6 protein-coding genes are annotated in these 8,565 nt (G+C 67.6%); 2 read left to right on the forward strand and 4 right to left on the reverse strand.

Features of this window, described 5'->3' with window-relative positions; genetic code table 11:
* The 4 genes from ACE3UY_RS05640 to ACE3UY_RS05655 all read right to left on the reverse strand — a co-directional run.
* A partial coding sequence (locus ACE3UY_RS05640; protein ID WP_374686574.1) for a heme lyase CcmF/NrfE family subunit occupies positions 1-1,326 on the reverse strand: 1,326 nt, incomplete at its 3' end.
* A 114-nt stretch (positions 1,327-1,440) separates the two neighbouring features.
* Complete coding sequence (locus ACE3UY_RS05645; RefSeq protein ID WP_374686575.1) at positions 1,441-1,962, reverse strand: cytochrome c maturation protein CcmE; 522 nt, start codon at positions 1,960-1,962, stop codon at positions 1,441-1,443.
* Between the two features lie 24 nt (positions 1,963-1,986).
* Positions 1,987-2,304: a putative signal transducing protein gene (locus tag ACE3UY_RS05650; RefSeq protein WP_374686576.1), complete on the reverse strand. Its 318-nt coding sequence runs from the start codon at positions 2,302-2,304 to the stop codon at positions 1,987-1,989.
* A 303-nt stretch (positions 2,305-2,607) separates the two neighbouring features.
* Positions 2,608-2,988 (reverse strand): hypothetical protein, encoded by a 381-nt coding sequence (locus ACE3UY_RS05655; protein WP_374686577.1) that lies wholly within the window; start codon positions 2,986-2,988, stop codon positions 2,608-2,610.
* A gap of 294 nt (positions 2,989-3,282) precedes the next feature.
* Here ACE3UY_RS05655 and ACE3UY_RS05660 point away from each other — a divergent pair, with 294 nt between their 5' ends.
* Both ACE3UY_RS05660 and ACE3UY_RS05665 read left to right on the forward strand, forming a co-directional pair.
* The gene (locus ACE3UY_RS05660; RefSeq protein WP_374686578.1) at positions 3,283-6,720 is read left to right on the forward strand and encodes a glycoside hydrolase family 38 C-terminal domain-containing protein; all 3,438 of its coding nucleotides are present in this window, start codon (positions 3,283-3,285) and stop codon (positions 6,718-6,720) included.
* Positions 6,721-6,855: 135 nt separating this feature from the next.
* On the forward strand, positions 6,856-8,565 hold a 1,710-nt coding region (locus ACE3UY_RS05665; RefSeq protein ID WP_374686579.1), incomplete at its 3' end, for a hypothetical protein.

Consider the following 8,565-nt stretch of genomic DNA (forward strand, 5'->3'; position numbering starts at 1 on the left):
CAGGGCGAACAAGACGACGATAAAGACCGTGGCGGCCACGGCCGGCCACAGCACAGCGCGGCCGAGACGTTGCATGCTCGTTCGGTACCACATCGTCAGCGGGGCCACGCCCATCAGCAGCACCAGCGCCGCGAACAGCGGGGCCAGCGCCCGCTCATAGACGGGCGGCCCGACAAAGCCCTTCTCCCCGGTGAAGAGTTCGGAGAAAATGGGGTAGTAGGTGAACAGGAAGACCACGGCCAGAATCGCGATGATCAGGAAGTTGTTGTAAAGAAAAGCCGCCTCGCGCGATAGGTAAGAGACCAGTTGATTCTCCGCCCGCAGGCTCTCGCGCCGTACCGTGATCCAGTAGGCCGAAAAGAGGAACATGATCACGATGAAACCGAAGAAGAAGGGGCCAATGGCCGACTGCGCGAAAGAGTGGACAGAGGAGATGACGCCGCTGCGGACGATGAACGTGCCCAGGATGACCAGACAGTAGGTCAGGACGATCAGGAACACGTTCCACATCTTGAACATGCGCATCTTTTCCTGGATCATGACCGAGTGCAGAAAGGCCGTGCCGGCCAGCCAGGGCATCAGCGAGGCGTTCTCCACCGGGTCCCAGCCCCAGTAGCCGCCCCAGCCCAGCACGTCGTAGGCCCAGCGCCCGCCCAGAATCAGTCCCAGGCTGAGGAAGAGCCAGGCTACCAGCGTCCAGCGCCGGCTGGTGCGAATCCAGTTGTCGCCCGGCTGGTTGGAGATGAGCGCGGCCATGGCGAAGGCGTAGGGGATGGTGAAGCCGACGAAGCCCAGGTAGAGCATCGGCGGGTGGATGATCATGCCGGGATGGCGCAGCAGCGGGTTCAGGCCGTTGCCGTCGACCGGCACAACCAGGTTGCGCGCGAACGGGTTCTCGATGACCGTGGAGATGAACAGGAAGAAGAGCTGGGTCATGCCGGTGACGATGATGACGTAGGGCATCAACTCTTTCTGCTGCCGCCACTTGCTGAGCATGGCCGCGCAGGTGAAGGCCGACAGCAGCAGGTTCCAGAACAGCAGCGACCCCGCCTGGCCGCCCCACAGCGCCGTCACCTTCAGATAGGTGGGCATGCCGCGGCTGCTGACTTGGGAGACGTAGGCGATGGAGAAGTCGCCCGTGACCAGGGCTGTGATGATCAGGCCGCAGGCCAGCGCGACGAGCGGGAAGAGGGCGACAATGGCGTTGCGGCCGCTGCGCACCCAGCGGTCGTCCTTGCGGCGCGCGCCGTAATAGGCGGCGGCGATGGCATAAACCGCGCAGAGCATGGCCAGACCGAGGGTGATGAAACCGACATCAGCGATCATAGGCTTTTACTCGATACAAAACGCAAAGACGCGGAGACGCAAAGATACAACCCTAGCGTCCTCGCGCCTTAGCCTTGGCGTGTGTCCGGCGTTGTGATCCGATCGCAGAACAGACTAATACTCCGTTTGATCGAACATCGGCACCGCGGTCGGATGCCCCGAGGCGTCCATTTCTTCGTAGCGCGTCGGGCACTTGAGCATCAGCCCGCCGGGGTTGGACATGAAGACGCCGTCCGCGCCGGCGCTGCCCTCGACCAGGGCCTGGGCCTGACCTTGCAACAGGTCGGGCTTCGGTTCGTTCATGGCGACGATGTGGAGGCGCTGGGTGGGATTGTTCAGGTCGTCAACGATGTCGAACTCCAGCCGCGAGGTCTGGGCGTCGATCTGAGTGTAGATGATCGAGTCGCCGATAACCCAGCCGGCCACGCGCAGGTCGCGCCCGACCAGGCGATCCCGCTCGGCGTAGAATTCGCCGACCGTCTTATAGAGCTGCGTGTTGCCGCTCATGGCGTTGACGACGAGAAACACGACGGCCGAGATCAATACCAGGCCGCCGATGACGAACAACAGGCGATTCCGGCGGGGTTTCTCCAGAATCAGGCTTTCGTTGTTGTTCTGCCAGGAAACATCTGCCATGTCTCTCTCCTTGTGGCCCTAAGCCTACTCTTCTTCTTCGGCGGCTTCCGCCTCGGCCTCGATGGCCTCCAGGATGGCCCGCGCCTGCTCGGCGAACTCTTCCGGCACGGCGACGTGGCCCGTACCGAGCAACCCGACGATCAGCCCGATGGCCTCGCCCGCGCCCTCTTGGTAGGCCCGGGCGGGGATGCCCTCGGCCTGCAAGCGTCCGGCGATGATCTCGGCCGCCATCACGCCCGAAGTCTGCTCGACGACGACCCACTGCACCTGTTGGGCGTCGCCGGAGGGGGCGCTGTCGGCGTCGTTTGGCTCAGATAGGGGGAATGTGTTGTTGTTGTCCATGATCGATCGGCCTGCCATCCTTACGTTGCATTGAGAATTATAGCGCGCGCCGCCCCGTGTGGGCAGCGATATTAAGGAAACGCCGAACTCATCGTCCGGCGCCCCTCACAACTATCCTATTATAGACGACAATGGATGGATAGCCAGCACAAAGATCATGGGTTGGGTGTGACAGATGTCATGGGAATGCAGGGGAGCGGGGGAGCAGGGGAGATGCGGAGTCTGCATCCTCAGATGCGGGCGGGGAAGTCAAAGGCCGCGCGGGGAGGCGCGGCCTGGGAGCGGGGGCGAGGCCGGGTTGGGCTAGTCGGCGGCGGCGAAGGCGGGCGCGCCGGTGTAGCGGGCGCAGGTGGCGCACTTGGCCGGCAGCCGCCCCTCGGCGCGGGTCAGGGCCGTCCAGCAGGCCAGCGCCGGATTCTGGTAGGCGGGGCAGCCGGCGCGCGTCGTCTCGTCGCAGTTCTTGTACACCCAACAGGGGACGGACAGGGCAGCCGAGCGGGCAGCCATCGTCAGCGAGATCGAGGGCTTCGCCGCCGGTTGGTTGGCCTGGGCCACCTCTTCCGCGTCCCAGCGCGCCACCAGCCGGTTCATGGCGTAGCCAATGACCAGCACCACCGCCAGCGGGACGATGCACCGCAGCGCGAAGAGCGCCACCACGACGGTAATACCCTGAAATTCGTTCATCACATACCTCGGAAGCATCCACAGATTACGCAGATTACGCAGATTATTAGGCAACCTGCCATGATTACGTCACCTGTCCTGCTTTTGCCCAGTAGACTTGTCAGGTCTAGACCGGCCTAACTATAGAATAAGCCCGAGGCGGGTGCGTGTCTATTGGGTGGAGGGAGTATTTTGGGGGTGGGGGAAGCACCCCAGGGGGAGCAGGGGGCAGGGGAGATAAGAACTTTGTCCAACCGTCTCCTTTCACCCCCGAAGTGCTTGAAGATAAACGGGATGACTTGGTAAAGTTCTCCCATGCGCCACTTCCTCCATCCCACCCCCCTCCAACTCGCCCGCGCCCTCGACCGGCTGGCCGCGCTCGTCTATCGCCGCCGCGTCCCCCTGGAGCCGCTGCGCTTCACCCGCCTGAGCGGCCCTCCATTCGGATCGCCGCCGGCTCCGGCGGCCGGCGATCCAGGCGAGCCGATTCCCCCCGGAACCTATTGGGGCGGCCCCAACGTCAACTTCCTTCTGCGCGGCGTCGTCACCATTCCGGCCGATATCGACCCCGCCGCCGGCCCCCTGGCCCTCCATCTGCCCCTCGGCGAGGCCGGCGACTTCTCCCACCCCGAGGCCCTCGTCTACCTCAACGGCGTCCCCTGGGCCGGGGTTGACCGCCACCACCAGGAAATCCCCCTCCCTTGTAGCGCGGGATGGCATCCCGCCTCTTCGGCTCCCGGAAGCGCAATACCATCCGACGCTACAACGCATAGGCGGGATACCACCCCGCGTTACAACCTCCTCCTTCACGGCTGGACGGGCCTCCTGGGCAGCCACGACGCCGACCCCGCCCGGCGGCTGTTCATGGGCCAGTGCGCCCTTGTCCAGATCGACCCGCCGGCGCGCGACCTGTTGACCCTCGGCCGCGCCGCCCTGCAGACGGCCGAGCTGCTCGACGAGCGCGACCCCGCCCGCGCCCGCCTGCTGACCGCCCTCGACGACGCCTTGCGCCTGCTCCATCCATCTTCTCCGTCTTCATCCGTCGCCATTCTGCCCGCCCTCGACGCCTTGCGCGCCGGCGTGGCCGCGGCCGGGCCGCCGCTCGACCTCGACCTCATCGCCGCCGGCCACGCCCACATCGACGTGGCCTGGCTGTGGACGCTGGGCCAGACGCGCGGCAAGGCCGCCCGCACCTTCGCCACCGTCCTGCGCCTCATGGAGCAGTTCCCCGACTTCCACTTCACCCAGAGCCAGCCCCAACTCTACGACTTCCTGCGCGCCGACCAGCCCGCCCTGTTCGACCAGGTCGCCGCCCGCGTGGCCGAGGGGCGCTGGGAGCCGATTGGCGGCATGTGGGTGGAGGCTGACTGCAACATCAGCGGCCCGGAGTCTTTGGCCCGGCAGCTCGTCCTCGGCCGCCGCTTCTTCCGCGACCGGTTCGGGCCGGCGGCCGAATCGCCCGTCCTCTGGCTGCCCGACGTCTTCGGCTACGCCTGGAACCTGCCCCAACTCATCCGCGAGGCGGGGCTGGAGTACTTCTTCACCATCAAGATCGGCTGGAACCAGACCAACCAGATGCCCTTCGACTCTTTCTGGTGGCAGGGGCTGGACGGCACGCGGGTGCTGACCCACTTCAGCACCGCCCCCGAAGGCCCCGGCGACGCCGGCGGGGGTGGTACGGGCGGGTTTCAAACCCGCCCCTACAACCTGCGGGCGACGGCCACCTACAACGCCAACCTGACCCCCTTCGCCGCCCTCGGCTCGTGGGTCAAGCTGAAGCACAAGGCGACGCAGCGCACGATGCTCATGGCCTACGGCTACGGCGACGGCGGCGGCGGCCCGACGCGCGAGATGAACGAGACCGCCGGCGCGCTGCGCCACTTTCCCGGCCTGCCCCGCGTGACGCAGGGGCGCGTCATCGACTTCTTCCGCCAGCTGGAAGCGGAGAGCGGCGGCGAGCTGCCCGTCTGGAACAGCGAGCTGTACCTGGAGATTCACCGCGGAACCTACACCACCCAGAGCCGCAACAAGCGCGCCAACCGGCGCAGCGAGTTCCTGCTCCACGACGCCGAATTTCTGGCCGCCCTGGCGACGACGCTCGACCCGGCCTACGCCTACCCCCACGAGATGTTGCGGCGCGCCTGGGAGCTGGTCTGCCTCAACCAGTTCCACGACATCATCCCCGGCAGCAGCATCGGCGCCGTCTACGAGGAGTCGCTGCGCCAGTACGCCGACGTCGCCGCCCTGGCCCAGTCCGTCCGCGACGAAGCGCTCGCCGTTGTAGCGCGGGTTGGCAACCCGCCTCTTCTCATCAACCCCACCAGCTTCCCCCGCGACGACTACGCCTTCCTGCCCATTGACCCCGACGTGGCGCGGTCATTCCTGACCGCGGCCGGCCCCGCCACCCTCCAACCCGTTGACGGCGGCCTCCTCCTCGACGCGGGCACGCTGCCGCCCTATAGCGTCACGCCGCTTCAAATGATAGAGTCCGCATCCTCAGATGCGGGCTTCGCGTCGACGCCGTCCGTATCCGAGGATGCGGACACCGAATATCGCTCCAAATCGCCCCTGCTCCCCCGCACCCCCGCCCCCCTGCGCTTCACCCCCCATACCCTCGAAAACGCCTACCTCCTCATCGAATTCAACCCCGCCGGCGACATCACCCGCATCTACGACAAAACCCACCGCCGCGAGGCCCTGCCGCCGGGGGCCATCGCCAACCAGTGGCAAGCCTTTGACGACCACCCCCTCAACTGGGACGCCTGGGACATCGACAGCTTCTACGAGGACACCCGCTACCTGGCCGAGCCGGCCGCCTCCGTGCGCGTCGTCGAGGAGGGGCCGTTGCGGGCCACCCTGGAGATACGCCGGCGCATCCTCCACAGCGCCACCATCCAGCGCATCTCCCTGTGCGCCAACCGGCCCCAGATCGACTTCGACACCTGGATCGACTGGCGCGAGCGCCACATCCTGCTGAAGACCGCCTTCCCGCTCGACGTGCTCGCCCCCGTCGCCACCCACGAGATCCAGTGGGGCAACGTCCAGCGCCCGACGCACCGCAACACCTCGTGGGACTGGGCCCGCTTCGAGACGTGCGCCCAGAAGTGGGTCGACCTGAGCGAGGGGGACTACGGCGCGGCGCTGCTCAACGACTGCAAATACGGCCACGATGTGCGCGACAACGTCATTCGCCTGACCCTCCTGCGCGCCCCCACCGCCCCCGACCCGGAGGCCGATCAGGGGGAGCATCGCTTCGCCTACAGCCTCTTCTTCCACGGCCCCGCCCGCCCGGCCGAGATCGCGGCGCGGGCGTATGCGCTCAACGACCCTTTATTGGTGGTAGCGGGCGGGGCAGCGGGGGAGCAAGGGAGCGGGGACGCAGGGGAGCAAGAGCCTTCGGCCGGGGCTTCCTTCACCCCCGCGCCCCTGCCCCCCAGCACCCCTGCTCTTCTCCCCCCTGCGCCCCCGCTCCCCCGCGTCCCCGCGCTGCCCCTTTCACTCATCTCCGTTGACCCACCCCACCTCATCATCGAAACCGTCAAAGCTGCCGACGACGGCGACGGGCTGATCGTGCGGCTCTACGAGTGCGAGCGGCGGCGCGGGCCGGCGGTGCTGCGGACGGCCTTCCCGCTGCGCGCCGCCTGGCGGACGAACCTGCTGGAGGAGAACCGCGCGCCGCTCGATGTGGCCGGCCGCGAGGCGCGCCTGACCGTGCGCCCGTTCGAGATCGTGACCGTGCGCCTCTGCTTGTAACGCGGGTTGGCAACCCGCCTCTTCGGCTTCCCAGAGGCGGGATACCATCCCGCGCTACAGGGAGGAGGCGGGATACCATCCCGCGTTACAGGGCTGGGTTGCGCTCGCCCTGCCCGCTACAATATAGCTCAGCCTATGAACGCCCTCTTCGCCCGTCTACGCCCCCGCGCCTACTGGCTCGACTGGCTGATCATCCTGCTGGTCGTCTACCTCTTCAGCCGCGCCGCCCTGCTTGACTTCGACCCCCAGCAGCTCCAGCAGACCGGGGAGCACAACGAGAGCGCCACCCTGCCTATCCTGGCCGAGATCGGCCTGCTGCGCTACGGCGAAATTCCCCTGTGGAACCCCTACATGCTGACCGGCTTCCCCCACGCCGGCGACCTCATCAACCACTTCTGGAACCCCGTCGCCACCCTGCCCGTCCTGCTGTGGGGCGGCGTCAACGGCATGAAGGTTTCTATCTTTCTCTCGTTGCTCATCGCCGCCTTCGGCCAGTGGTTTCTGGCCCACGTCTTCGGCCTGCGCGGCCCCTTCCGGCTGTGGGCGGGGCTGCTCTTCGCCCTGTCCGGCGGGCTGGCTCTGCTCTCCTGGCTCGGCTGGTACGAACTGCTGGTCGGCGTGGCCTGGTTCCCGTGGTGCTTCGCCGCGCTGTGGGCGGCGCTGCGCCGGCCCCGCTCGGCCCTGCGCCGGCGCGACCGCCGCTCGCTCGTCCTGACCGCCCTGGCCGTCACGATGGTCATCACCGCCGGCGGCGGCTACTACCCGCTCTACCTGGCCGTCTCGCTGGCCGTGCTGACCGGGGCGGCCCTGCTCTGGAGTCCCCCGGCCGAGCGCGGCCTCCGGCTGCGGCGCGCCGTGGCCGTGGCCCTGCTGGCCGCCGGGCTGTCGGCCGTCTATCTGGCCCCCCTGGCCGACGGCCTGCGCTACACCGGCCGCGACGCCCCGCCCGACTTCCTCCAGATCGGCTCCCAGCCCATCCCCTATGCCCTGTTCAACTACGTCGTCTCCGACCCCACCTGGTTCCGCGTCGACACGCTGAACAAAGGCACTGGCATCGGCTGGTTCTACATCGGCCTGCTGCCCCTGGCCGCCCTGGCTCTGCTGCCCTGGGTCTACAGCCGCTTTCCCGGGCGGCGGCGCGGCATCCTGACCCTGGGGGCGCTGCTGCTGGTGTTACTGCTCTGGCACGCCAATCGCCACTTCCCCGTGCGCGCCCTCTACGACCTGCTCCCGTTCCTCCACACCTTCCGCTTCCCCAACCGGCTGCTCATCATCGCCGCCGTCCCGCTGATCGTCCTGGCGGCCATCGGCCTGCAGGGGTTGCTGGTGCGCGCCCGCCGCCGCTGGCGCAGCCGGACGCCGAACCTCGACGCGCCCCTGCTGCTCAACCTGGCCATGATCGTCCTGCTGGCCGCGGCTCTGGCCGACGTGGCCCGCGTCAACCGCCCCTTCGCCGTCGCCCCCCACGCGCGCAACGAGAACGCCCGCGCCGCCCTGACCTGGCTGCGGCAGCAGGACACGTCCCTCTACTACGTCAACATCGGCGGCACGATCATTTACTGGGATTGGCTGGCCTACGCCTACGAGTTGGAGATGCCGGTGCTCAACTTCCGCTACAACCGGCGCGTCCTCAGCATGGACGCCCAGTATGCCTCTGCCTCCCCCTTCAACGCCCAGCCCAAGTACACCTTCGCCGCCCAGGACCAGACCGGGCCGCCGGGGGCCACGCAGATCGCGGCCTTCAACGAGGTCAACGTCTGGCGGCGCGACGACGTGCTGCCCTTTGCCTTCACCGTCGCGCCCGGCCAGCCCATCGCGCCGGGCAGCGTGCCGGCCGTCGCCGTC

Origin of the sequence: Promineifilum sp. (SeqCode) (genome assembly GCF_041918635.1) — a bacterium.
GTDB lineage: Bacteria > Chloroflexota > Anaerolineae > Promineifilales > Promineifilaceae > Promineifilum.

Bases quoted from the DNA above. Each gene is read 5' to 3' on its own strand.
- ACE3UY_RS05660 (WP_374686578.1), top strand. From the start codon at position 3,283: ATGCGCCACTTCCTCCATCCCACCCCCCTCCAACTCGCCCGCGCCCTC.
- ACE3UY_RS05655 (WP_374686577.1), bottom strand. From the start codon at position 2,988: ATGAACGAATTTCAGGGTATTACCGTCGTGGTGGCGCTCTTCGCGCTG.
- ACE3UY_RS05645 (WP_374686575.1), bottom strand. From the start codon at position 1,962: ATGGCAGATGTTTCCTGGCAGAACAACAACGAAAGCCTGATTCTGGAG.
- ACE3UY_RS05650 (WP_374686576.1), bottom strand. From the start codon at position 2,304: ATGGACAACAACAACACATTCCCCCTATCTGAGCCAAACGACGCCGAC.